The sequence below is a fragment of the Streptomyces malachitofuscus genome, assembly GCF_055571035.1.
Window position 1 is genome coordinate 1 of record NZ_JBVIGA010000034.1, and the last position, 21,606, is coordinate 21,606.

Annotated in this window: 21 protein-coding genes; 13 read left to right on the forward strand and 8 right to left on the reverse strand. The window is 71.4% G+C overall.

The features are described 5' to 3' along the window. Nucleotides 1-91: 91 nt before the first annotated feature. The 3 genes from ACZ44S_RS34965 to ACZ44S_RS34975 form a co-directional block, all read right to left on the reverse strand. Nucleotides 92-565: a VOC family protein gene (locus tag ACZ44S_RS34965; protein ID WP_466936677.1), complete on the reverse strand. Its 474-nt coding sequence runs from the start codon at nucleotides 563-565 to the stop codon at nucleotides 92-94. 56 nt (nucleotides 566-621) lie between these two features. After that, entirely contained in the window at nucleotides 622-1,641 is a 1,020-nt protein-coding gene (rarD, locus tag ACZ44S_RS34970; protein WP_466936679.1) for an EamA family transporter RarD, read from the reverse strand. Between the two features lie 170 nt (nucleotides 1,642-1,811). After that, a complete protein-coding gene (locus ACZ44S_RS34975) occupies nucleotides 1,812-2,666 on the reverse strand; it encodes an SDR family oxidoreductase (protein WP_466936681.1) in 855 nt (284 codons plus the stop codon). Between the two features lie 91 nt (nucleotides 2,667-2,757). On the opposite strand from ACZ44S_RS34975, the gene ACZ44S_RS34980 reads away from it, so the two are divergent. Beyond that, a complete protein-coding gene (locus ACZ44S_RS34980) occupies nucleotides 2,758-3,138 on the forward strand; it encodes a winged helix-turn-helix transcriptional regulator (protein ID WP_466936683.1) in 381 nt (126 codons plus the stop codon). A gap of 33 nt (nucleotides 3,139-3,171) precedes the next feature. On the opposite strand, the gene ACZ44S_RS34985 is transcribed toward ACZ44S_RS34980, so the two are convergent. The 5 genes from ACZ44S_RS34985 to ACZ44S_RS35005 form a co-directional block, all read right to left on the reverse strand. After that, nucleotides 3,172-4,230 (reverse strand): 2-oxoacid:ferredoxin oxidoreductase subunit beta, encoded by a 1,059-nt coding sequence (locus ACZ44S_RS34985; RefSeq protein WP_466936685.1) that lies wholly within the window; start codon nucleotides 4,228-4,230, stop codon nucleotides 3,172-3,174. Then, nucleotides 4,223-6,154 carry a 2-oxoacid:acceptor oxidoreductase subunit alpha gene (locus ACZ44S_RS34990; protein WP_466936687.1) on the reverse strand — a complete coding sequence of 644 codons (1,932 nt, stop codon included), beginning with the start codon at nucleotides 6,152-6,154 and terminating at the stop codon, nucleotides 4,223-4,225. The genes ACZ44S_RS34985 and ACZ44S_RS34990 overlap by 8 nt, the downstream gene beginning before the upstream one ends. 150 nt (nucleotides 6,155-6,304) lie before the next feature. Continuing rightward, nucleotides 6,305-6,964 carry a LuxR C-terminal-related transcriptional regulator gene (locus ACZ44S_RS34995; protein ID WP_466936783.1) on the reverse strand — a complete coding sequence of 220 codons (660 nt, stop codon included), beginning with the start codon at nucleotides 6,962-6,964 and terminating at the stop codon, nucleotides 6,305-6,307. Between the two features lie 216 nt (nucleotides 6,965-7,180). After that, complete coding sequence (locus tag ACZ44S_RS35000) at nucleotides 7,181-8,539, reverse strand: sensor histidine kinase (protein WP_466936689.1); 1,359 nt, start codon at nucleotides 8,537-8,539, stop codon at nucleotides 7,181-7,183. A gap of 109 nt (nucleotides 8,540-8,648) precedes the next feature. After that, a complete protein-coding gene (locus tag ACZ44S_RS35005; RefSeq protein ID WP_466936691.1) occupies nucleotides 8,649-9,908 on the reverse strand; it encodes a sensor histidine kinase in 1,260 nt (419 codons plus the stop codon). A gap of 239 nt (nucleotides 9,909-10,147) precedes the next feature. Between ACZ44S_RS35005 and ACZ44S_RS35010 the strand changes: the two genes are divergently transcribed. From ACZ44S_RS35010 to ACZ44S_RS35065, 12 genes are all read left to right on the forward strand, one after another. Then, nucleotides 10,148-10,540: an NADH-quinone oxidoreductase subunit A gene (locus ACZ44S_RS35010; RefSeq protein ID WP_030823404.1), complete on the forward strand. Its 393-nt coding sequence runs from the start codon at nucleotides 10,148-10,150 to the stop codon at nucleotides 10,538-10,540. Next, nucleotides 10,531-11,142, forward strand: coding sequence for an NADH-quinone oxidoreductase subunit B (locus tag ACZ44S_RS35015; RefSeq protein WP_466936694.1), 612 nt, complete (start codon nucleotides 10,531-10,533; stop codon nucleotides 11,140-11,142). Before ACZ44S_RS35010 ends, ACZ44S_RS35015 begins: the two co-directional genes overlap by 10 nt. Further along, nucleotides 11,139-12,440: an NADH-quinone oxidoreductase subunit C gene (locus ACZ44S_RS35020; protein WP_466936696.1), complete on the forward strand. Its 1,302-nt coding sequence runs from the start codon at nucleotides 11,139-11,141 to the stop codon at nucleotides 12,438-12,440. The genes ACZ44S_RS35015 and ACZ44S_RS35020 overlap by 4 nt, the downstream gene beginning before the upstream one ends. Beyond that, nucleotides 12,437-13,405: a complex I subunit 1/NuoH family protein gene (locus ACZ44S_RS35025; protein ID WP_190166779.1), complete on the forward strand. Its 969-nt coding sequence runs from the start codon at nucleotides 12,437-12,439 to the stop codon at nucleotides 13,403-13,405. Before ACZ44S_RS35020 ends, ACZ44S_RS35025 begins: the two co-directional genes overlap by 4 nt. 2 nt (nucleotides 13,406-13,407) lie before the next feature. After that, the gene (locus tag ACZ44S_RS35030; RefSeq protein WP_466936698.1) at nucleotides 13,408-13,959 is read left to right on the forward strand and encodes a NuoI/complex I 23 kDa subunit family protein; all 552 of its coding nucleotides are present in this window, start codon (nucleotides 13,408-13,410) and stop codon (nucleotides 13,957-13,959) included. Then, nucleotides 13,956-14,588, forward strand: a complete 633-nt coding sequence (locus ACZ44S_RS35035; RefSeq protein ID WP_466936700.1) for an NADH-quinone oxidoreductase subunit J family protein — start codon at nucleotides 13,956-13,958, stop codon at nucleotides 14,586-14,588. Before ACZ44S_RS35030 ends, ACZ44S_RS35035 begins: the two co-directional genes overlap by 4 nt. Further along, nucleotides 14,588-14,995, forward strand: a complete 408-nt coding sequence (gene nuoK, locus ACZ44S_RS35040; protein WP_466936702.1) for an NADH-quinone oxidoreductase subunit NuoK — start codon at nucleotides 14,588-14,590, stop codon at nucleotides 14,993-14,995. The genes ACZ44S_RS35035 and nuoK overlap by 1 nt, the downstream gene beginning before the upstream one ends. Next, the gene (locus ACZ44S_RS35045) at nucleotides 14,992-16,989 is read left to right on the forward strand and encodes an NADH-quinone oxidoreductase subunit 5 family protein (protein ID WP_466936704.1); all 1,998 of its coding nucleotides are present in this window, start codon (nucleotides 14,992-14,994) and stop codon (nucleotides 16,987-16,989) included. The genes nuoK and ACZ44S_RS35045 overlap by 4 nt, the downstream gene beginning before the upstream one ends. Nucleotides 16,990-16,995: 6 nt before the next feature. Then, nucleotides 16,996-18,570: a complex I subunit 4 family protein gene (locus ACZ44S_RS35050; RefSeq protein ID WP_466936706.1), complete on the forward strand. Its 1,575-nt coding sequence runs from the start codon at nucleotides 16,996-16,998 to the stop codon at nucleotides 18,568-18,570. Continuing rightward, nucleotides 18,567-20,066: an NADH-quinone oxidoreductase subunit N gene (locus ACZ44S_RS35055; protein WP_466936708.1), complete on the forward strand. Its 1,500-nt coding sequence runs from the start codon at nucleotides 18,567-18,569 to the stop codon at nucleotides 20,064-20,066. Before ACZ44S_RS35050 ends, ACZ44S_RS35055 begins: the two co-directional genes overlap by 4 nt. Nucleotides 20,067-20,282: 216 nt before the next feature. After that, on the forward strand, nucleotides 20,283-21,146 hold the full coding sequence (gene htpX / locus ACZ44S_RS35060) for a zinc metalloprotease HtpX (RefSeq protein WP_190166786.1): 864 nt from the start codon (nucleotides 20,283-20,285) through the stop codon (nucleotides 21,144-21,146). Further along, entirely contained in the window at nucleotides 21,143-21,538 is a 396-nt protein-coding gene (locus ACZ44S_RS35065; RefSeq protein ID WP_466936710.1) for a YccF domain-containing protein, read from the forward strand. Before htpX ends, ACZ44S_RS35065 begins: the two co-directional genes overlap by 4 nt. Nucleotides 21,539-21,606 lie beyond the last annotated feature (68 nt).

Genomic DNA, 21,606 nt, shown 5'->3' on the forward strand with positions numbered 1-21,606 from the left:
AAGACCCGAAACCCTTCGTCTGGACGAAGACCGCGGACGACATCCTCGAACGCCTCGCCGGATATCTGAACCGAATTCCTGACTCAGGACACTAGTGCAGGCAGAACTCGTTGCCTTCCGGGTCGGCCATCACCAGCCAGCTCCCGGAAGGCTCCGCCACCCGTCGCAGCACCCGCGCACCGAGCCCCTCGAGCCGGGCGAGCTCCTCCTCGCGGCGCCCCTCACCGGGATGCAGATCGAGATGCAGCCGGTTCTTGACCGTCTTCTCCTCCGGCACGCGCTGGAAGAGCAGCCGCCGCCCGCGGCCGGTGCCGCTCTCCTCGTCATAGGGGTCGTCGGGGTGCCGTACCGCCGCCAGGTCGCGCCAGGCGTGGCGGCCGTGGGACTCGGTGACGAGCTCGGCCGGGACGGCTCCCGCACCGAGCAGCCTGCCGATCAGCGCGCTGTTGTCCTCCACCACGTACCGGAGGGCGGCGGCCCAGAAGTCGGCCTGCGCGTGCGGGTCGGCCGCGTCGATGACGACCTTCCAGTGCACGGGCGTGGCCGGAGTTGGTGTCTGCGTCATGGCACCAGTTATAGATCCCGGCACCGACAACGCCCGGCGGCTCGGCGGGACAACCCCTACGGCCGTGTCCCCAGCGCGTCGGCCTCGGGCGCGGCGGGCACGCCCTCCGGGCTCCGCTCGACGCCCACCGGATCGGCGGCCGCGGCGGTCCGCAGCGGGGTGGGGGCGTCGGCCAGGACGCGCGCGGCCCGGCGGGAGGTGCGCAGTGCGTCCCAGGTCAGCAGGGTGAGCGCCAGCCACACCAGCGCGAAACCGGCCCAGCGCTCGGGCGGCATGGCCTCCTTGAAGTAGAGGACCCCGAGCGCGAACTGGAACACGGGCGCCAGGTACTGCAGCAGCCCCAGCGTGGACAGGGGCACGCGGATCGCCGCGGCACCGAAGCAGACCAGGGGGAGCGCGGTGACGAGTCCGGTCGCGGCGAGCAGCATCGCGTGTCCGGCGCCCTCGGCGGCGAAGGTCGATTCGCCCCGGGCGCCCAGCCACAGCAGGAAGCCGAGGGCGGGCAGGAACTGGATCGCCGTCTCCGCGGCCAGCGACTCGACACCGCCGAGGTTGACCTTCTTCTTCACCAGCCCGTAGGTGGCGAAGGAGAAGGCGAGACAGAGCGAGATCCACGGCGGCTGGCCGTAACCGATCGTGAGGACCAGCACCGCCGCGGCGCCGACCCCGACCGCCGCCCACTGCGTGGGCCGCAGGCGCTCCTTCAGGAGCAGCACGCCCATCGCGATGGTGACCAGCGGGTTGATGAAGTAGCCGAGGGAGGCCTCGACGACATGCCCCGAGTTCACGGACCAGATGTAGACGCCCCAGTTCACCGTGATGACCGACGCCGCCACCGTGACCAGCGCCAGCCTGCGCGGCTGCCGCACCAGCTCACCGAGCCAGGCCCAGCGGCGGACGACGAGCAGGGCGGCGGCCACGAAGAACAGCGACCAGACCATCCGGTGGGCCAGGATCTCCACCGCTCCGGCGGGCTTCAGCAGGGGCCAGAACAGCGGCACGAGCCCCCACATGCCGTACGCCGCGAAGCCGTTCAGCAGTCCTATCCGCCGCTCTGCGGCCGACTTCCCGGTCACGGGCCCTCCCTCGTGCCTGCCGTGTGCCCTGTCTCCGCGATGCGCGCCGAACGCGCGCGGTCCTCGCCGGACGACGGTAACGCCGGACACCCCCGCGTGTCATGTCCGTACCGGCATACGGTCATGACGGGCGGGGGCGGGAGGTCCCGGGGCTCCTGACGGCGTCCGGGTCAGCCCTTCAGCGCGGCGGCCACGGCCTCGGCGAGCGGAGTGGTCGGGCGGCCGGCCAGCCGGGACAGATCGCCGCTGTCCACGGCGAGCTCGCCCTTCTCGATGGAGAGGTCCACGCCCGCGAGGACGGCCGCCATCGGCTCGGGCACCCCGGCGCCGGCCAGGATGCCGGTGAGCGCGTCGGGCGTCACCGGGTTGTAGACGATTTCCCTGCCGGTCTGCCGGCTCAGCTCGGCCGCGTACTCGGCGAAGCTCCACGCTTCGTCGCCGCCCAGCTCGTAGGTCTTGTTCTCGTGCCCGTCACCGGTCAGCACGGTGACGGCGGCGGCCGCGTAGTCGGCCCGCGAGGCGGAGGAGACCCGGCCCTCACCGGCGGCGGCGAGAACCGCCCCGTGCTCCAGCACCGGAGCGAGGTTCTCGGTGTAGTTCTCGTGGTACCAGCCGTTGCGCAGCAGCGCGTAGGGCACGCCCGAGCCGAGCAGTGCCTCCTCCGTGCCGCGGTGGTCGTCGGCGAGGGCGGCGGTCAGCGCGCCGGGGGCGCTGGTGTAGGCGAGCAGGGCGACACCGGCGGCCTTCGCCGCGTCGATGACGACCCGGTGCTGTCCCACCCTTCCCTTGTCGAACTCGTTGCCGGAGATCAGCAGCACCTTGTCGCCGGGGGCGAACACGCCGTCGAAGGTCTCGGGGGCGTTGTAGTCGGCGACCGCGACGCGCACCCCGCGCCCGGTGAGGTCCGCCGCCTTCTCGGCGCTGCGGACGACGGCGGTGACCTGTTCGGCCGGAACCTGCTCCAGCAGCTGCTCCACGACGTGGCGGCCGAGCTTTCCGGTGGCTCCGGTGACGACGATGCTCATGGTTCGAAACTCCTTGTGGGGTGGATGTGCCACTAACCCTAGGAGCGGCGCTAACTATGGGAAAGTACCCACTTTGAAGTAAGGTACGGGCATGGCAGTAAGTGATGGTGGCCGGAGCGGGGAGAGCGAGGCCATGTGCCCGCACCGTCTGGTCCTGGAACACGTGACCAGCCGCTGGGGCGTCCTCGTGCTGATCCAGCTCCTGGAGCGCCCGTACCGCTTCAGCGAACTGCGCCGGGCGATCGGCAGGGTCAGCGAGAAGATGCTCACCCAGACCCTCCAGACCCTGGAGCGCGACGGCATGGTCCACCGCGACGCCAAGCCGGTCATCCCGCCCCGCGTCGACTACTCCCTCACCGGCCTGGGCCGTGAGGCCGCCGCACAGGTGCGCGACCTGGCCCTGTGGACCGAGAAGCGCATGACCGACGTGCTCGCGGCCCGGCAGGCCTACGACGAGGTCCGGACGCCGTAGAGCGCCCGGGCCCGAGGTGCACCGTGACGTGGTTCAGCCGACGACGGTCCAGGTGTCGCCGCCGGCGAGGAGGGCGCCGAGGTCGCCCTTGCCGTTCTGCTCCACGGCGGCGTCGAGCTGGTCCGCCATGAGGGTGTCGTAGACGGGCCGGTCGACCGAACGGAAGACGCCGATGGGCGTGTTGTGCAGGGTGTCGGGGTCGGCGAGCCGCGACAGGGCGAACGCGGTGGTCGGGGACGCGGAGTGCGCGTCGTGGACCAGGATCTCGGCCTCGTTCTCCGGGGTCACCGTGACCACCCTCAGGTCGCCGGTCCGCGCGTCGCGCACGACGCCCTTGGACCGGTCGGCGCCGAAGCGGATCGGCTCGCCGTGCTCCAGGCGGATCACGGCCTCCTCGGCCTGCTGCCGGTCCTTGAGGACCTCGAAGGCGCCGTCGTTGAAGATGTTGCAGTTCTGGTAGATCTCCACCAGTGCCGTGCCGGGATGGTCGGCCGCCTGGCGCAGCACCTCCGTGAGGTGCTTGCGGTCGGAGTCGACGGTGCGGGCGACGAAGGAGGCCTCGGCCCCGAGGGCCAGCGACACCGGGTTGAAGGGCGCGTCCAGGGACCCCATCGGCGTCGACTTGGTGATCTTGCCGACCTCGGAGGTGGGGGAGTACTGGCCCTTGGTCAGACCGTAGATCCGGTTGTTGAAGAGCAGGATCTTGAGGTTGACGTTCCGCCGCAGGGCGTGGATGAGGTGGTTGCCGCCGATCGACAGGGCGTCGCCGTCACCGGTGACCACCCACACCGACAGGTCACGGCGCGAGGCGGCCAGGCCGGTGGCGATGGCCGGGGCCCGGCCGTGGATGGAGTGCATCCCGTAGGTGTTCATGTAGTACGGGAAACGGGAGGAGCAGCCGATGCCGGAGACGAAGACGATGTTCTCCCTCGCCAGGCCGAGCTGGGGCATGAAGCCCTGCACGGCGGCGAGGACGGCGTAGTCGCCGCAGCCGGGGCACCAGCGCACCTCCTGGTCGGACTTGAAGTCCTTCATGGACTGCTTGCCCTCGGCCTTGGGGACGAGCTGGAGCAGCGCGTTGGCGTCAGTCATCGATGGCCTCCTTCAGCGCCGCGGCGAGCTGCTCCGCCTTGAACGGCATGCCGTTGACCTGGTTGTACGAGTGAGCGTCGACCAGGTACTTCGCCCGGATGAGGGTGGCCAGCTGCCCGAGGTTCATCTCGGGGATCACCACCTTGTCGTATCTCTCGAGAACCGCCCCGAGGTTGCGCGGGAAGGGGTTCAGATGCCGCAGGTGGGCCTGGGCGACCGACTCCCCGGCGGCACGCAGCCGCCGCACGGCCGCCGTGACGGGGCCGTAGGTCGAACCCCAGCCGAGCACCAGAACGCGCGCGGTCCCGTCCGGGTCGTCGACCTCCACGTCCGGCACCTCGATGCCGTCGACCTTGGCCTGGCGGGTGCGGACCATGTGGTCGTGGTTGGCCGGGTCGTAGGAGATGTTGCCCGTGCCGTCCTGCTTCTCGATGCCGCCGATGCGGTGCTCCAGACCCGGCGTGCCGGGGATCGCCCAGGGGCGGGCCAGGGTCTGCGGGTCGCGCTTGTAGGGCCAGAACACCTCGGTGCCGTCGTCCAGGGCGTGATTGGGCCCCTGCGCGAACCGCACCCGCAGATCGGGCAGCTCCTCCAGGTCCGGGATCCGCCACGGCTCGCTGCCGTTGGCCAGATAGCCGTCGGAGAGCAGGAAGACGGGCGTGCGGTAGGTCAGCGCGATCCGCGCCGCCTCCAGGGCGGCGTCGAAGCAGTCCGCCGGAGTGCGCGGCGCGACGACCGGGACCGGCGCCTCGCCGTTGCGGCCGTACATGGCCTGCAGCAGGTCCGCCTGCTCCGTCTTGGTCGGCAGACCGGTGGACGGGCCCCCGCGCTGGATGTCCACGATCAGCAGCGGCAGCTCCAGCGACACCGCCAGACCGATCGTCTCGCTCTTGAGCGCCACACCGGGGCCGGACGTCGTGGTCACCGCCAGCGACCCACCGAACGCCGCGCCCAGCGCCGCCCCGATGCCGGCGATCTCGTCCTCCGCCTGGAAGGTGCGCACGCCGAAGTTCTTGTGCCGGCTCAGCTCGTGCAGGATGTCCGACGCCGGAGTGATCGGATAGGAGCCCAGGAACAACGGCAGGTCCGCCTGCCGGGACGCGGCGACCAGCCCGTAGGACAGGGCCAGGTTCCCGGAGATGTTGCGGTAGACCCCCGGCGGGAACGCCGTCGCCGCCGGCGCCACCTCGTAGGAGACCGCGAAGTCCTCCGTGGTCTCACCGAAGTTCCAGCCCGCCCGGAACGCCGCGATGTTCGCCGCCGCGATGTCGGGCTTCTTGGCGAACTTCGACCTCAGGAACTTCTCCGTGCCCTCGGTGGGCCGGTGGTACATCCAGCTCAGCAGCCCGAGCGCGAACATGTTCTTGCTGCGCTCGGCCTCCTTGCGGGTCAGGTCGAACTCCTTGAGCGCCTCCACGGTCAGCGTGGTCAGCGGCACCGGGTGCAGCTGGTAGCCGTCCAGCGAGCCGTCCTCCAGCGGGGAGGCGTCGTAGCCGACCTTCTGCATCGCCCGCTTGGTGAACTCGTCCGTGTTGACGATGATCTCCGCGCCGCGCGGCAGGTCGCCGATGTTGGCCTTCAGCGCGGCCGGGTTCATCGCGACCAGGACGTTGGGGGCGTCGCCGGGCGTGAGGATGTCGTGGTCGGCGAAATGCAGCTGGAAGGACGAGACACCGGGCAGGGTGCCGGCGGGCGCGCGGATCTCGGCCGGGAAGTTCGGCAGCGTGGACAGATCGTTGCCGAAGGACGCGGTCTCCGAGGTGAAACGGTCACCGGTGAGCTGCATGCCGTCACCCGAGTCCCCCGCGAACCTGATGATCACTCGGTCGAGCCGGCGGACGTCCTTCGTGCCCACCGCTTTGCGCTGCTCTCCTACGACTGCTCCGTCGGCCTGCTCCGCTGTGCTGCTGACCTGGCTGGTCACTGAACTGGACCTCCTCGAGGGCGGCTGTCCGGGACGGCCTTCCCGCAGGCCTTCCCCGGATCAACCCTACGACCGTAAGGGTCGCCTTCCTTGGGTCATTCGCATGTTGGACACGACTTCGAGACGTCCCACTAGGCTTTTCGCACGTCCTCAGGAGTTGAGGTAGGTGAGAACGGCCAGGACCCGCCGGTGGTCGCCGTCGCTCGGGGAGAGCCCCAGCTTCAGGAAGATGTTGCTGACGTGCTTCTCCACCGCACCGTCGCTGACCACGAGCTGCCTGGCGATCGCCGAGTTCGTCCGCCCCTCGGCCATCAGCCCCAGGACCTCCCGCTCGCGCGGGGTGAGCCCCGCGAGCACGTCCTGCTTGCGGCTGCGCCCCAGCAGCTGCGCGACGACCTCCGGGTCCAGCGCCGTACCCCCCTCGGCCACGCGGACCACCGCGTCCACGAACTCGCGCACCTCGGCCACCCGGTCCTTCAGCAGATAGCCGACGCCCCGGCTGGAACCGGCGAGCAGTTCCGTGGCGTACCGCTCCTCCACGTACTGCGAGAGCACCAGCACCCCGACACCCGGATACGTCTTGCGCAGCTGCACCGCCGCCCGCACCCCCTCGTCCGTGTGCGTCGGCGGCATCCGTACGTCCGCCACCACGACGTCCGGGAGCAGGTTCCGGCCGTCCAGCTCGGTGACGGTCTTGAGCAGCGCCTCGCCGTCGCCGACACCCGCCACGACCTCGTGCCCCCGGTCGGTCAGCAACCGGGTCAGGCCCTCCCGCAGCAGCACCGAATCCTCGGCGATGACCACCCGCACCCTGTCCTCCACGTCCCTCGGCCCCCCACACCACTGCGCCGGGCCCGCCCTTCTGGCGGGTCCGGTCGTCAACAGGTCCAGCATTCCAGCATCCGCCGGTGGGACGGGCCCGGGCAACGCGATTGGGGGTGTCATCAGGGTTGCCCGTCCGTACGGACGTCCGCCCGCCCGGCGGTGAACCGGCGGGCGGCGTTCAGTCCGTGTGCCGGCCCGCGGTCATCGGGTCCCCTCCGCGCGCCACGGCAGTTCGGCGGTGACCCGGGTCGGACCGCCGGCCGGGGAGTCCACCACCAGGATCCCGTCCACCGCGTCCAGCCGCTCCGCCAGCCCCGACAGCCCGGAACCCCGGGAGGTGTCGGCGCCGCCCACCCCGTTGTCCACGACCTGGAGCATCAGCCGGTTCTCCGACCGCCACACCTCCACGGCCGCCCAGGTCGCCCGCGCGTGCTTGCTGATGTTCTGCAGCAGCTCCGAGGCCGTGAAGTAGGCGATGCCCTCGATGGCCGGCGCGGGCCGCTCGGTGAGGTCCACCTCCACCTGCACCGGGACCGTGCACCGCGAGGCCACCGAGGAGAGCGCCGCGTCCAGCCCCCGGTCGGTCAGCACCGCCGGGTGGATACCGCGGGCCAGGTCCCGCAGCTCCTGCAGGGCCGTCTTCACCTCACCGTGCGCCTCGTCCACCATCTGCGCCGCGACCTGCGGGTCCTCCCGCAGCTTCTCCTTCGCCAGACCCAGGTCCATGGCCAGCGCCACCAGCCGGGCCTGCGCCCCGTCGTGCAGATCGCGCTCGATGCGCCGCAGGTCGGCCGCCGCCGTGTCCACCACGGCCCCGCGGTCCGACTCCAGCTCCACCACCCGCGTGGCCAGCCGGGACGGCCCGAGCAGCCCGTGCACCATCAGACGGTCCACCATCGTCAGCGCCCGCACGATCCACGGCGTGGCGAGCGTGAACAGCAGGCCCACCCCCGCCGTCACCGTGATCTCGAACGGGTTGTCCAGATAGATCCGGTGGGTCTCGTCGCCGTACAGCTGCATGCCGTCCTGCCCGCCGTACGCGGGGTAGACCCAGAACCACAGCGGATACGTCAGCAGCGTCCAGCCCAGCGACCAGAACGTCACGGTGACGGTGAAGGAGAGCACCGCCCACGGCAGCTGCAGCACCGCGTACAGCAGGGACCGCCAGGAGGCGCCGCTCTTGAGCACGGCACCGACCCACGCCATGAGCCCGTTCCGCTTGGTCCGCAACGGCTCCGGCTCGCCCACCTCCAGGCCCAGCAGCCCCCGTGCCCGCGCCCGTTCCACCGACCCGAGGCCGCGGCAGCCGGCGAGCGCGGCCGCCAGCACCGGCACGCCGAGGAACGTCACCAGCAGGCCCGCCCCCAGCGACACCATCGTGACCGCGTACGTGAACAGCAGAATGCTGATCGGCAGGCTCAGCAGCACATACCCGAGCTCGCGCCACGTGCGTCCTTCGACCGGCGCCCGCAGCGCGGCCGGCAGTCGGTGCCGCCGTCCCCCGGCGTGCTGTCCGGGCTCCGTGTGGAGCCCGTAACCCTGTCCGTACTCCGTGGCCATCGGCGTCGTCCTTCTTCTCGTCCGGAGCTGTGCTGTCGTATCTCCAGACTGCTCCGCCGCAGGTCGGCGGACCATGGAGTCCGTCGCAGTCTTGGACGGGGGGTTTTCCCTACCCCCGGCCGCGGACGGACGCCCTCTTCGCCGTGCGCGCGTCCGGGGCGAGCCGGCCGGAACGGTCGCGCCACGGCAGCTCCGCCGTCACCGTCGTCGGACCGCCCACCGGCGAGTCCACGACGAACAGACCGTCCACCGCGTCCAGCCGGTCGGCCAGGCCCCGCATGCCCGTCCCGCCGTCCAGGCTCGCCCCTCCGTGCCCGTCGTCCCGGACCTGGAGGAAGAGCCGGCCCTCCGACCGCCAGGCCTCGACCGATGCCGACCGGGCACCGCTGTGCTTGCTGACGTTCTGCAGCAGCTCCGAGACGGTGAAGTAGGCGATGCCCTCGATCGCCGCGGCCGGGCGCTCGTCCAGGTCGACCGTCACCGTCACCGGCACCGTGCAGCGCGTGGCGACGGAGGACAGCGCGGCGTCCAGCCCACGGTCGGTCAGCACCGCGGGATGGATACCGCGCGCCAGGTCCCGCAGCTCCTGCAGGGCCAGCTTCACCTCGCCGTGCGCCTCCTCCACCATGGACGCGGCGGCGTCGGGATCCTCCAGGAGCTTCTCCTTGGCCAGGCCCAGCCCCATCGCCAGATTGACCAGCCGCGCCTGCGCCCCGTCGTGCAGATCGCGCTCGATGCGCCTCAGGTCCGCAGCCGCCGTGTCCACCACCACACCCCGGTCGGACTCCAGCTCGGCGATGCGCCGCTCCAGTTCGTCGGAGGGCGACAGCAGACCCCGCACCATCGCCCGGTCCGCGTCGGCCAGGGCCCGCACGACGAACGGCAGCACCGGCCACAGCACGAACAGACCGGTCAGCGTGACGACGAAGGTGACGATCCCCCACGGCAGCCGCATCAGCTCGTACAGCACCGTGCGCCAGCCCACCGGGTCCTTGAGCGCCAGCCACAGCCGCGGCCAGAACCCCCCGGATCCCCGCCACGGCAGCGGGCTCGGCTCCTCCACCCGCACCCCGAGCAGCTTCCTGGCCCGCGCCCGCTCCAGCCGGCCCAGCAGTCGCGCGCCCATCAGCCCCGCGGCGAGCAGCGGGAGCCCGATCACCGTCACGGTCAGCCCGGCGCCGGTGAACAGCATGGTCACCGTGTAGGTGAAGCCGACGAGCGACACCGGCAGATTCGCCAGGAGATGCACGATCTCCTTCCAGGTGTGCACGTCGTAGGCGAAACGGGCCGGCGGCGGGCCGTCGCCGGGCCCGGCCGGTTCCGGGACCGCCCTCACAGGCGGGCCCGGGGGCGCGAATGGTTCGGTCATGCGTCCTAGCCTGCCCGCAGCCGGGGGCCGGCGCCATGATGCGGACCGCCCACGGAGACTGAGGAAAACCCCACCCCCGCGTCCCGACCGGTGACGGGCTGCTTACCGGTCCTTTATCAGGGCCTAGACTCCCGTGCGTACAGATCGTCGAACCAGGGCGTTCGGCGTTCACCGGCAGAGATCGAGGGCACGGGACAGACATGGGCCCGGGCGCCGATCCGAGGAAGTGAGGGGCGGACGTGCGGGAAACGACCGTCGTCGCGGCGGACTACTTCCAGTCCTACTCGGTCGTCGGACTGCTCGCCGTCGTCGGCCTGCTGTTCGTCGCCGTCGCCTTCGGTGCGGGACGCCTGCTGCGTCCGGTGGTGCCCACGCCCGAGAAGCTCCTGACGTACGAGTGCGGCGTCGATCCCGTCGGCGAGGGCTGGGCCCACACCCAGGTCCGCTACTACGTCTACGCCTTCCTCTACGTGATCTTCGCCGTCGACTCGATCTTCCTGTTCCCCTGGGCGACCGTCTTCGCCGCCGACGGCTACGGCGCCACCACCCTCGTGGAGATGTTCGTCTTCCTCGGCTTCCTCGCCGTGGGTCTGCTGTACGCATACAAGAAGGGCGTCCTGACATGGACGTGAACCCTGCCGCCACCGAGCCGGTCCTGCTTCCGGAACCGAAGAGGCTCGGCGCGCTCGCCCGGCTGGCGCCCGAGCCGATGAAGGTGGTCCTCAACTGGGGCCGCCGCTACTCGCTCTGGGTCTTCAACTTCGGCCTGGCCTGCTGCGCGATCGAGTTCATCGCCGCGTCGATGGCCCGGCACGACTTCATCCGCCTCGGCGTCATCCCCTTTGCCCCGGGGCCGCGCCAGGCCGACCTGATGGTGGTCTCGGGCACGGTCACGGACAAGATGGCGCCTGCGGTGAAGCGCCTGTACGAGCAGATGCCCGAGCCCAAGTACGTCATCTCCTTCGGTGCCTGCAGCAACTGCGGCGGCCCGTACTGGGACTCGTACTCCGTCACCAAGGGCGTGGACCAGATCATCCCGGTCGACGTCTACGTCCCCGGCTGCCCGCCCCGGCCCGAGGCGCTGCTCCAGGGGATCCTGAAGCTCCAGGAGAAGATCGCCAGGGAATCGCTGGGGGAGCGGTACGGGTCCGGTGGCGCGCGGCCCTCGGCGGCGGCGCTGCAGAGCGGACTGGTCCGTCCTCCGGCCCCGGCCGGTGAGGGGGAGGGCCGATGACCGCGGTCGGCTGGCTCCCCGCCGGCACCGAGGAACTCTTCGGCACGGAGGCCACGGCGGAGGAGTCGTACGGCGTCCTGACCGTCGACGTACCGCCCGCCTCCTGGATCACCGCCCTTCGGACCGCGCGTGACCGTCTCGGCTGCACCTTCTTCGACTGGCTGAGCGCGGTCGACGAACCCGGCACGGGATTCCGCGTGACGGCGCACGTCGCCGCCCTGGCTCCGGTACGGCGTCTGCTGCTGCGCACCACGGTGCCGCACGACGCCCCGGCGCTGCCGTCCGCCGTGGAGGTCTACGCGGGCGCCGCCTGGCACGAGCGCGAGACGCACGAGATGTTCGGCGTCGGCTTCACGGATCACCCGGGTCTGGACCACCTCCTCCTCCCGGACAACTTTGAGGGCCACCCGCTGCGCAAGGACTTCGTCCTCGCGGCCCGGGTCGCCAAGGCCTGGCCCGGTGCCAAGGAACCCGGTGAGTCCGAGCACGGCGGCCCCAAGCGCCGCCAGATGCTGCCCCCGGGCGTCCCCGACCCGAACGAATGGGGCCCCCTGAAGGGCCAGCTCCCCCCGGCCCCGGCCCGCCCGGCCCGCCCGGCCCGCGGCGCGGGCAGGCCGGCGGCCGCCGCGGCCCGCACAGCCGGCGACCGCCCACCACGCCGCACCCGCACGGCGGCGGAGGGCTCGGCCGGCCAGACGCCCACCGGGGAGGCTCCCGACCGGTCCGCCGCCCCGCCGCGTCGCTCGCGTACGGCGGCGGAGGGCTCGGCGAGTCAGACGCCCACCGGGGATGCCGCTCCGCCGCGTCGCTCGCGTACGGCGGCGGAGGGTTCCGTGAGCCAGTCGGCCGAGGCGCGTCCCGAGCCGGGCGCGGGTCCGCAGCGACGGGCGCGGAGCGCGAGCGAGGGGTCGGCGTCGCAGCGCTCGGACACACCCGCCGCCCCGCGCCGGGCGCGCACCGCGTCCGAGGGATCCGCGAGCCAACGTGCCGCCTCGGACGAAGCCGCGGCAACGGGCGGCGAGCCCGTCCCCGCCGAGGGCCGACCCGACCGTAAGCCACCCGCCGCCCCGCGCAGCCCGGACGCCCCCTGGCACCACGCCCGCCCGGCCTACACGGAGCCGGAACCGGAGCGCGCCACCGAGCCGGAGCCCGAGACCGAGGGCCAGGGCGACGGCGCATCCCGGGCGGCCGCGGACGCACTCCCCGAGACCGGCGACGACGGCTCCCGGACCACTGATCCCCCGACTCCCGACTCCCGGACCACCGACCCCGAAGACCCCTCAGGAGGCCCGCGGTGAACGACGTGCTCGACGTCGCCCTGCGACTCCTGGTCGTGTTCGTCGTCTTCCTCACCTTCCCGCTGATCGTGGGTCAGACCGAGCACAAGGTGATGGCCCACATGCAGGGCCGCCTCGGCCCGATGTACGCCGGCGGCTTCCACGGCTGGGCCCAGCTCATCGCCGACGGCGTGAAGTTCGCGCAGAAGGAGGACGTGGTCCCGGCCGGCGCCGACCGCCGCATCTTCCAGCTCGCCCCCGCCGTCGCCCTCCTGCCCTATCTCCTCGTCCTGCTCGCCATCCCGATCGGACCGGGCGAGGGCGCGGTCGGACAGGTGCTGGACGCGGGCGTGTTCTTCGTGCTCGCCGTCATGGGCGTCGGCGTCCTCGGCTCGCTCATGGCCGGCTGGGCCTCCGCCAACAAGTTCTCCCTCCTGGGCGGCCTGCGCACCGCCGCCCAGCTCCTCGCCTACGAACTCCCGATGCTGCTCACCGCCGCCTCCGTGGCGATGGCGGCCGGAACCGTCTCCCTCGTCGGCATCCTCGACGCCTTCGAGTGGTGGTGGGTGCCCTGGCAGATCACCGGCGCGCTCGTCTTCTTCATCGCCGGCCTCGCCGAACTCCAGCGGCCCCCCTTCGACATGCCGGTCGCCGACTCGGAGATCATCTTCGGCGCGTACACCGAGTACACCGGTCTGCGCTTCGCCCTGTTCCTCCTCGCCGAGTACGCCGGGATCGTCGTCCTGTGCGGCCTGACCACCGTCCTGTTCCTGGGCGGCTGGCACGGCCCCTGGGGCGCCGACGGGCTCGGCTGGGTCTGGACCCTGCTGAAGACCGCCGTCCTCGCCTTCGTCGTCATCTGGCTCCGCGTCACCTACCCCCGCTTGCGCGAGGACCAGCTCCAGAAGTTCTCCTGGACCCTCCTCGTCCCCCTCTCCCTCGCCCAGATCGCCCTCACCGGCATCGTCAAGGTGGTGATCCGGTAACCATGGCTCCCCTCCCCGGCTCCGGCCTGGCCAAGGGCCTGGCCGTCACCCTGCGGACGATGACGAAGAAGTCCGTCACCGACCAGTACCCCGACACCCAGCCCGACCTCCCGCCCCGCACCCGCGGAGTGATCGGCCTGTTCGAGGAGAACTGCACGGTCTGCATGCTGTGCGCCCGCGAGTGCCCGGACTGGTGCATCTACATCGACTCCCACAAGGAGACGGTCCCGGCGGCGACCCCCGGCGGCCGCGAGCGCAGCCGCAACGTCCTCGACCGCTTCGCCATCGACTTCTCCCTGTGCATGTACTGCGGTATCTGCATCGAGGTCTGTCCTTTCGACGCCCTGTTCTGGTCCCCGGAGTTCGAGTACGCCGAGACCGACATCCGCGACCTCACCCATGAACGGGACAAGCTCCGCGAGTGGATGTGGACCGTCCCGGCCCCGCCCGCGCTCGACCCCGGCGCCGACGAGCCGAAGGAACTCGCCGCCGCCCGCAAGACCGCCGACAAGCTCGCCGCCGCCCAGGCCGAACCGCAGGAGGAGGAGTCGTGACCCTCGCCGCAGCCGCTGGAACGGCCGCGCACGCCACGACCACCACCGCCGCCGAGACGCACGGCTTCCTCTCCCCGACCGGGGTGGAGATCGCCTTCCTCCTCGTCGGTCTGGTCACCCTCGGGGCCGCCGTCATCACCGTCACCACCCGGCAGCTGGTGCACGCGGCCCTCTGGCTGGTGGTGGCCCTCGGCGGCCTCGCCGTCGAATACCTCCTGCTCACCGCCGAGTTCATCGCCTGGGTGCAGGTCCTCATCTACGTCGGCTCCGTCGTCGTCCTCCTTCTGTTCGGGCTGATGCTCACCCGCGCCCCCATCGGCCGCTCACCGGACGCGGACTCCGGCAACCGCTGGGTCGCCCTCGCCGTGTCCGTCGCCGCCGCGGCCGCCCTGGTGTGGGTGGTCGTGGACGCCTTCCGGACCACCTGGATCGACCTGGACGGTGCCCCCGCCGGCTCCACCGAGGTGACCGGCGCGAGCCTCTTCCAGCACTGGGTCCTCCCCTTCGAGGCCCTCTCCGTCCTCCTGCTCGCCGCCCTCGTCGGCGCGATCGTCCTGTCCCGCAGGGCGAAGGCCGACACCGCGACCCGCGCGGACGCCACCCGGCCCGGGACGGAAGGGGACCGCTGATGCACCTCGCCTATCCCGCCGTGCTGTCCGCCCTCCTCTTCTGCACCGGCCTTTACGGCGTCCTGGCCCGCCGCAACGCGATCCTGGTCCTGATGTCGGTCGAGCTGATGCTCAACGCCGTCAACCTCAACCTGGTCGCCTTCGACGTCTGGCTCAGCCGGGCCGCCGAGGAAACCCTGCATTCCGGCCAGGCGCTGGCCCTGTTCACCATCGCCATCGCCGCCGCCGAGATCGGCATCGGCCTGGCGATCGTCCTCGCCGTGTACCGCAACCGCGGCACCTCGGACATCGACAAGCTCCGCGACACCGCCGAGGGCCACGAGCCCGACGACCCCGACAGCGACGCCACCGGCCGCGAAGCACCCGCGCCCCGGGCTGCCGGCGAGAAGGCTGAGGCCACCGCGTGACCACGACCACCCTCGCCGTCCTCGTCCCCCTCCTTCCGTTCCTCGGCGCGATCGCCGGGCTGCTCCTGGGGCGCGCCGCCCCCGGCTTCGTCCGCCCCCTCGCCGTCCTGCCGACCCTCGTGTCGCTCGCGTCGGCCGTCCTGGTCGCCGCGCGCCAAGGTGGCGACGGGGCGGTCGACGCCGCCACCGAACTCACCCCGACCGGCTCGGTTCCCGTCGAACTCGCTCTGCACATCGACGGCTTCGCCGCGCTGACCGCCGTCCTGGTGACCGTCGTCGCCGGCTGTGTGCAGATCTACTCGACGGGCTATCTGCGCGACGACCCGCGCTACCCCTCCTACGCCGCCCTGGTCTCGCTGTTCACCTCCGCGATGCTCCTGGTCGTCTACTCCGGCGACCTGATGGTGCTGCTGGTCGGCTGGGAAGTGATGGGCATCTGCTCCTACTTCCTCGTCGGCCACTACTGGGAGACCCCCGAGGCCCGCGCCGCCTCCCTCAAGGCCTTCCTGGTCACCAAGCTCGGCGACGTCCCCTTCCTCATCGGCCTGTTCGCCCTGGCCACCGAAGCCGGGTCCTTCCGCATCACCCGGATCCTCGGCGCCGTCGCGAACGGCGGCATCGAACACCCCACCCTGATCGCCCTGCTGCTCCTGGCGGGCGTGGCCGGCAAGTCGGCGCAGTTCCCGCTGCACACCTGGCTCCCCGACGCGATGGCGGGCCCGACCCCCGTCTCCGCGCTGATCCACGCCGCGACCATGGTGGCCGCCGGTGTCTACTTCGTCGCCCGTCTCCTTCCGCTCTTCGAGGCCTCACAGGCCGCGATGACCGTCCTCGCCGTCATGGCCGCCGTCACCATGGCCGGCTCGGCGCTCGCCGCCCTCGCCCAGGACGACATCAAGCGGGTTCTCGCCTACTCGACGATCGGCCAGCTCGGCTACATGACCGGCGCCCTCGCCGTCGCCGACCGCGGCGCCGCCGTCTTCCACCTCCTGTCCCACGGCGCCTTCAAGGCGCTGCTGTTCCTCGCCGCCGGCGTGATCATCCACGCCGCCGGCACCAACTCGCTGGCCGCCATGTCCCGCATGGGCCACCTGCGCGACCGCGTCCCCGACGCCTACTGGACGATGACCGTGGCACTCCTCGCGCTCGCCGCGATCCCGCCGTTCAGCGGCTTCTTCTCCAAGGAGGCCGTCCTCGGGGCCGCCGAGCACGTCGTCACCGGCCACACCGAACACGCCCCCTCCGCGGCGGGCTGGATCGTGCTCCTCGCCGGTCTCGTCACCGCCCTGCTCACCGCGGCGTACGCGATGCGCCTGTGGCTGCTGGCCTTCCGCGGACACGGCACCGAGGCCCCCGACCACGGCAGGCAGCCGCTGCCCATGACCGTCGTGCTGTGGGTGCTCGCCGTACCGTCCCTCGCGCTCGGCGGCCTCGCCTTCCGCGTGCTGCCCGACTGGTTCGACGGCCGCGGCCTGACCCCGACGCTCACCACCTCCGTGCTCGGCACCGGCGTGGCCCTGGTCGGCGGCATCATCACCTACGCCACCTGGCGGCACACCACCGCCCACGCGGCAGCCCGCGTCCCCCTCGGCGCCGTCGCCGCCCATCCCGGGGGCGACGCCGGACGGGTCGAGGCGGAGGCCATCGCCAGCCACGAACCGGCCTACGGGGACATCGCGTACGCACCCGACCCGTCGGACCCCGGACGCCTGCTGCTCGGACCACTGCACCGGCACGCGGCCGCCGGCTTCCACCTGGACGCCGTGTACTCGGCCCTCTTCGTCCGCCCGGTCCGGGCCGGCGCGAGCCTCGTACGGTTCCTCGACCGGGAGGTCGTCGACACCTACGTACGCGGCGCGGGAACCCTGCCCCGCTGGCTCGGCGCCGCCGTGCGACGGGCCCAGACCGGCAATCTGCAGACCTATGTGAGCGCGCTGCTCGCCGGCACCGTGGTCCTCGCGGTCGCCGCCGTACTCGTCGCCACGGGAGCGTGAGCAGGCGTGATCGATATCAACGAGTCCGTGATGCAGTTCCTTCTGGCATTTCTCGTCGTCGGCCCGCTCCTCGGCGCCGCCGCCGCCCTCCTGCCGGCCCCGCCCGGACTGAAGGGGAAGTCACCCGAGCAAGCCGTGCTCCGCCACGGCGTGACCGTCACCGGCGCGGTCCTCATCGCGGCGATCGTCCTCGCGCTCGGCTTCGACCACGACCAGCCGTCGAAGATGCAGGCCACGACCGACATCAGCTGGATCCCCGCACTCGACGTGCGCATCCACCTCGGCACCGACGGCATCTCCCTCCCCCTTCTGGTCCTGACCGCGCTGCTGACCTTCCTCAGCGCCCTCTACTCGTACTTCAAACCACCCGCGGGCCCGGCCCCCAGGGCCTTCGTCGCCCTGCTGCTCGTCCTCGAGTCCGGCACCCTCGCCACCTTCGCCGTCCTCGACCTGATCCTGTTCTTCCTCGCCTTCGAAATGGTCCTGATCCCGATGTACTTCCTCATCGCCCGCTGGGGCGGCGAGGGCCGGGCCGAGGCCGCCTGGAAGTTCATCCTCTACACGCTGCTCGGCTCCGTGGTCATGCTGCTCGGCCTGCTCCTGATCGGCATCACGGCGGGCACATTCGACATGGTGGCACTCGCCACTGACAACAGCCGGACCCTGACCGCGTCCGTGCAGGTCACCGCGGTTCTCGCGATCGGTGTCGGACTCGCGGTCAAGACACCGATGTGGCCCCTGCACAGCTGGCTGCCCGACGCCCACACCGCCGCGCCGACGGTCGGCTCGGTGCTGCTCGCCGGCGTCCTGCTGAAGATGGGCACGTACGGCTTCGTCCGGATCCTGCTGCCCGCCGCGCCCGACGGTTTCCGCACCTTCGCGCCGTACCTCGCGGCGTTCGCCGTCGTCGGCATCATCTACGGATCCCTCGCCTGCCTGGCCCTCGCCAGACGAGGGGCGAAGGGCGACCTCAAACGCCTCATCGCCTACTCCTCCGTCGGCCATATGGGCTTCGTGCTCCTCGGCATCGCGACCATGACCCCGACCGGCGTCAACGGCGCCCTCTTCGCCAACGTCGCCCACGGCCTCATCACCGGCCTGCTGTTCTTCCTGGTCGGCGGGCTCAAGGAGCGCACCGGCAGCACCGACCTCGACGCCCTCGCGCAGGAGACCGGCGCCGCCCTCTACGGCAAGGCCCCGCGCCTCGGCGGCCTGCTCGCCTTCGCCGCCGTCGCCTCCCTCGGCCTGCCGGGCCTCGCCGGGTTCTGGGGCGAGATGCTCGCCCTGTTCGGCGCCTTCGACCCCGCCGCAGGACTCAGCCGCCCCGCCTTCCTCACCTTCATGACGATCGGCGCGTTCGGCACCCTGCTGACCGCCGCCTACCTGCTGGTCGTGGTCCGCCGGGTCTGCATGGGCGCCGTCCCCCAGGACGCCCCGGCCCTCACCGACGTGCGCTCCTACGAGTTCGCGGCCTGGACCCCGCTCGTCGTCCTCACCGTCGCCGCGGGACTGTGGCCGAAGGCCCTCCTCGGACTGACCGATCCGGCCGTGCAGCAGCTCCTCGCAGGAGGCACCCGATGAGCTCCCTCGTCCAGTCCGTCGACTGGCTGGCCATCGCGCCGCCGACCATCACGGCGGTCGTCGGACTCGTCGTCCTCGTCGCCGACCTCTTCGTGAGCGAGAAGAGGAAGCCCCTGCTCGGCCTGGCCTCGGTGGCCGGCCTCGCAGCGGCCACGCTGATGCTGCTGCCCCTCCTCGACGCCGACCGCAGCACCTTCTGCCTGGTCGGCGACGACGGCGTGTGCAGCTACACCGCGGACCGCTTCACCCTCGTCATCCAGTTCCTGGTGCTCGGCGGCGCCCTCCTCGCCGCCCTCCTGTCGGTCACCGCCCTCAAGGACGAGAACAAGCGGCTCCCCGAGGGCGAGTACTGGTTCCTCTTCCTCTCCTCGGCGGCCGGCGCCGCCCTGCTGCCCGCCTCCCGCGACCTCGCGACCCTCGTCGTCGCCCTCGAGGTCGCCTCCCTGCCCGCGTTCGCCCTCGTCGGCCTCCGGCACGGCGACCGGAAGTCGTCCGAAGCGGCCCTGAAGTTCTTCCTGTCCTCCGTCACCGCCACCGCGGTCAGCCTGCTCGGCATCAGCTTCGTCTACGCCGCCACCGGAACCCTCCACCTCACCCTCGTCGCCGAGCGGATCCAGACCGTCGACGGCCAGCTCCACACGCTCGCGCAGACCGGCGTCGTCCTCACCCTCGTCGGCTTCGCCTTCAAGACGGCCGCCGTCCCCTTCCACTTCTGGGTTCCCGACACGTACGTGGGCGCCCCCCTGCCGATCGCCGCCTACCTGTCGGTCATCGGCAAGGCGGTCGGCTTCTCAGGCCTGATCCTCGTCACCGTCGTCGCCCTGCCGTCCTACGCCGACGTGTGGGGACCCGCCCTCGCCGCACTGGCCGCCCTCACCATGACCGTCGGCAACGTCGGCGCCCTCAGGCAGCAGGCCACGCGCGCGCACAGCGCGGTACGCCTCCTCGCCTGGTCGTCCGTCGGCCAGGCCGGCTACCTCCTGGTGCCGATCGCCGCCGCCGCGTACTCCGACGACGCCGAGAAGTCGATCGGCTCCACGCTCGCCTACGCCCTCATGTACGGCGCCGTGAACCTGGGCGCATTCGCGGTGGCCGCCCTCGTCGGCCGTACGCACCGTCTCAACCGCGTCGCCGACTACCGCGGCCTGTACGCCTCCAGCCCGCTCACCGCCCTCCTCCTGGGCTTCTTCCTGCTCTGCCTCGCCGGACTCCCGCCGGGCATCATCGGCCTCTTCGCCAAGGTCACGGTGTTCGCCGCCGCCGTCGACGCCGGCCTGGGCTGGCTCGCCGTCGTCATGGCCGTCAACGTCGTCATCGCGCTGGTCTACTACCTCCACTGGACGGCCCTGCTGTTCCGCGCCCCCGCGGGCGAGCCGGTCCGTCACCGCCTGCCCGCGCCCCTCACCGCCGCGATCGCCCTGACCGGCGTCGTCGGCATCGCCCTGTCCGGCGCACCCCAGCTGGTCCTCCGCTTCACCGACACCGGACTCTTCTGAGCACACCGGAGCACGCCGACCGGAATCCGGCGCGGCCGTCACCCGGACGGTTGACACGCGCCACCGCGCGCACAAGGGAACTAGTGCCCTTCGCCTGGCGTTGACCGGTACGGGAGGGTCCACTGGACGTGACACCACCGGACCAGTGGGCAGCGCAGGTCGGAAGAGAGATCAGCAAGCAAGGGTTCCCCTGCCGTACGACTTGGAGGGCGTACCGTGCACCGCCGGCACAACGGGCTCAGGACCGCAGTCCTCCTCGGGGGACTGTCCGCGCTCATCATCGTCATCGGCAGCTTCTTCGGCCGCATGGGGCTCGTCGTCGCCGTCCTGATCGCGCTGGGCACCAACGCGTACGCGTACTGGAACAGCGACAAACTCGCCCTGCGGGCGATGCGCGCCCGCCCGGTGAGCGAGTTCGAGGCCCCGGGGCTGTACCGCATGGTCCGAGAACTCTCCACCCAGGCCCGCCAGCCCATGCCGCGCCTGTACATCTCCCCGACGGAGGCCCCCAACGCCTTCGCCACCGGCCGCAACCCGCGCAACGCCGCGGTGTGCTGCACCGAAGGCATCCTGCGCCTGCTCGACGAGCGGGAGCTGCGCGGCGTCATCGGTCACGAGCTCAGCCATGTCTACAACCGCGACATCCTGATCTCATCCGTCGCCGGCGCCCTCGCCTCCGTGATCATGTTCCTGGTCAACTTCGCCTGGCTCATCCCCATCGGCCGCTCGGACGACGACGACGGCCCGGGTCTGCTCGGCATGCTGCTGATCATGATCCTCGGACCGCTCGCCGCGTCCCTGATCCAACTGGCCATCAGCCGCTCCCGGGAGTACGAGGCCGACGCGTCCGGCGCCCAGCTCACCGGCGATCCGCTCGCCCTCGCCTCCGCCCTGCGCAAACTGGAGCACGGCACCAAGCAGCTTCCGCTGCCCCCCGAGCCCCGCATCGAGACGGCCAGTCACATGATGATCGCCAACCCGTTCCGACCGGGGCAGGGTATGTCGAAGATGTTCTCCACCCACCCGCCGATGGCGGAACGTATCGCCCGGCTCGAGAAGATGGCAGGTCACCACCAATGAAGACCATCCTGAATCTCATATGGCTCGTCTTCAGCGGGCTGTGGCTGTTCCTCGGCTACCTGTTCGCGGGCGTGCTGCTGTGCATCACGATCATCGGCATCCCGTTCGGTGTCGCCGCCTTCCGCATCGGTGTCTACGCCCTGTGGCCCTTCGGGTACACGACGGTCGAACGCCGGGACGCGGGTGCCCCCTCCTTCCTCGTCAACGTGCTGTGGCTGATCCTGGCCGGCTGGTGGCTGGCGCTCGGTCATATCCTCACCGGCATCGCCCTGTGCGTGACGATCATCGGCATCCCGCTCGGCCTCGCCAACTTCAAGTTGATCCCGGTCTCACTGTTCCCGCTGGGCCGCGAGATCGTGCGGACGGACCGGGCGTTCACGGAGCGCTGGTAGCGACCGGGGTCCTGTCCTTCACCCCGTCACGACCCGGGCGTTGTCCACAACCCCGAGGTTGTCCACAG

Bases quoted from the DNA above. Each gene is read 5' to 3' on its own strand.
- ACZ44S_RS34965 (WP_466936677.1), bottom strand. From the start codon at position 565: ATGACGCAGACACCAACTCCGGCCACGCCCGTGCACTGGAAGGTCGTC.
- ACZ44S_RS35065 (WP_466936710.1), top strand. From the start codon at position 21,143: ATGAAGACCATCCTGAATCTCATATGGCTCGTCTTCAGCGGGCTGTGG.
- ACZ44S_RS35005 (WP_466936691.1), bottom strand. From the start codon at position 9,908: ATGACCGAACCATTCGCGCCCCCGGGCCCGCCTGTGAGGGCGGTCCCG.
- ACZ44S_RS34975 (WP_466936681.1), bottom strand. From the start codon at position 2,666: ATGAGCATCGTCGTCACCGGAGCCACCGGAAAGCTCGGCCGCCACGTC.
- ACZ44S_RS35020 (WP_466936696.1), top strand. From the start codon at position 11,139: ATGACCGCGGTCGGCTGGCTCCCCGCCGGCACCGAGGAACTCTTCGGC.
- ACZ44S_RS34980 (WP_466936683.1), top strand. From the start codon at position 2,758: ATGGCAGTAAGTGATGGTGGCCGGAGCGGGGAGAGCGAGGCCATGTGC.
- ACZ44S_RS35000 (WP_466936689.1), bottom strand. From the start codon at position 8,539: ATGGCCACGGAGTACGGACAGGGTTACGGGCTCCACACGGAGCCCGGA.
- ACZ44S_RS35030 (WP_466936698.1), top strand. From the start codon at position 13,408: ATGGCTCCCCTCCCCGGCTCCGGCCTGGCCAAGGGCCTGGCCGTCACC.
- ACZ44S_RS35015 (WP_466936694.1), top strand. From the start codon at position 10,531: ATGGACGTGAACCCTGCCGCCACCGAGCCGGTCCTGCTTCCGGAACCG.
- nuoK (WP_466936702.1), top strand. From the start codon at position 14,588: ATGCACCTCGCCTATCCCGCCGTGCTGTCCGCCCTCCTCTTCTGCACC.
- ACZ44S_RS34985 (WP_466936685.1), bottom strand. From the start codon at position 4,230: ATGACTGACGCCAACGCGCTGCTCCAGCTCGTCCCCAAGGCCGAGGGC.
- ACZ44S_RS35055 (WP_466936708.1), top strand. From the start codon at position 18,567: ATGAGCTCCCTCGTCCAGTCCGTCGACTGGCTGGCCATCGCGCCGCCG.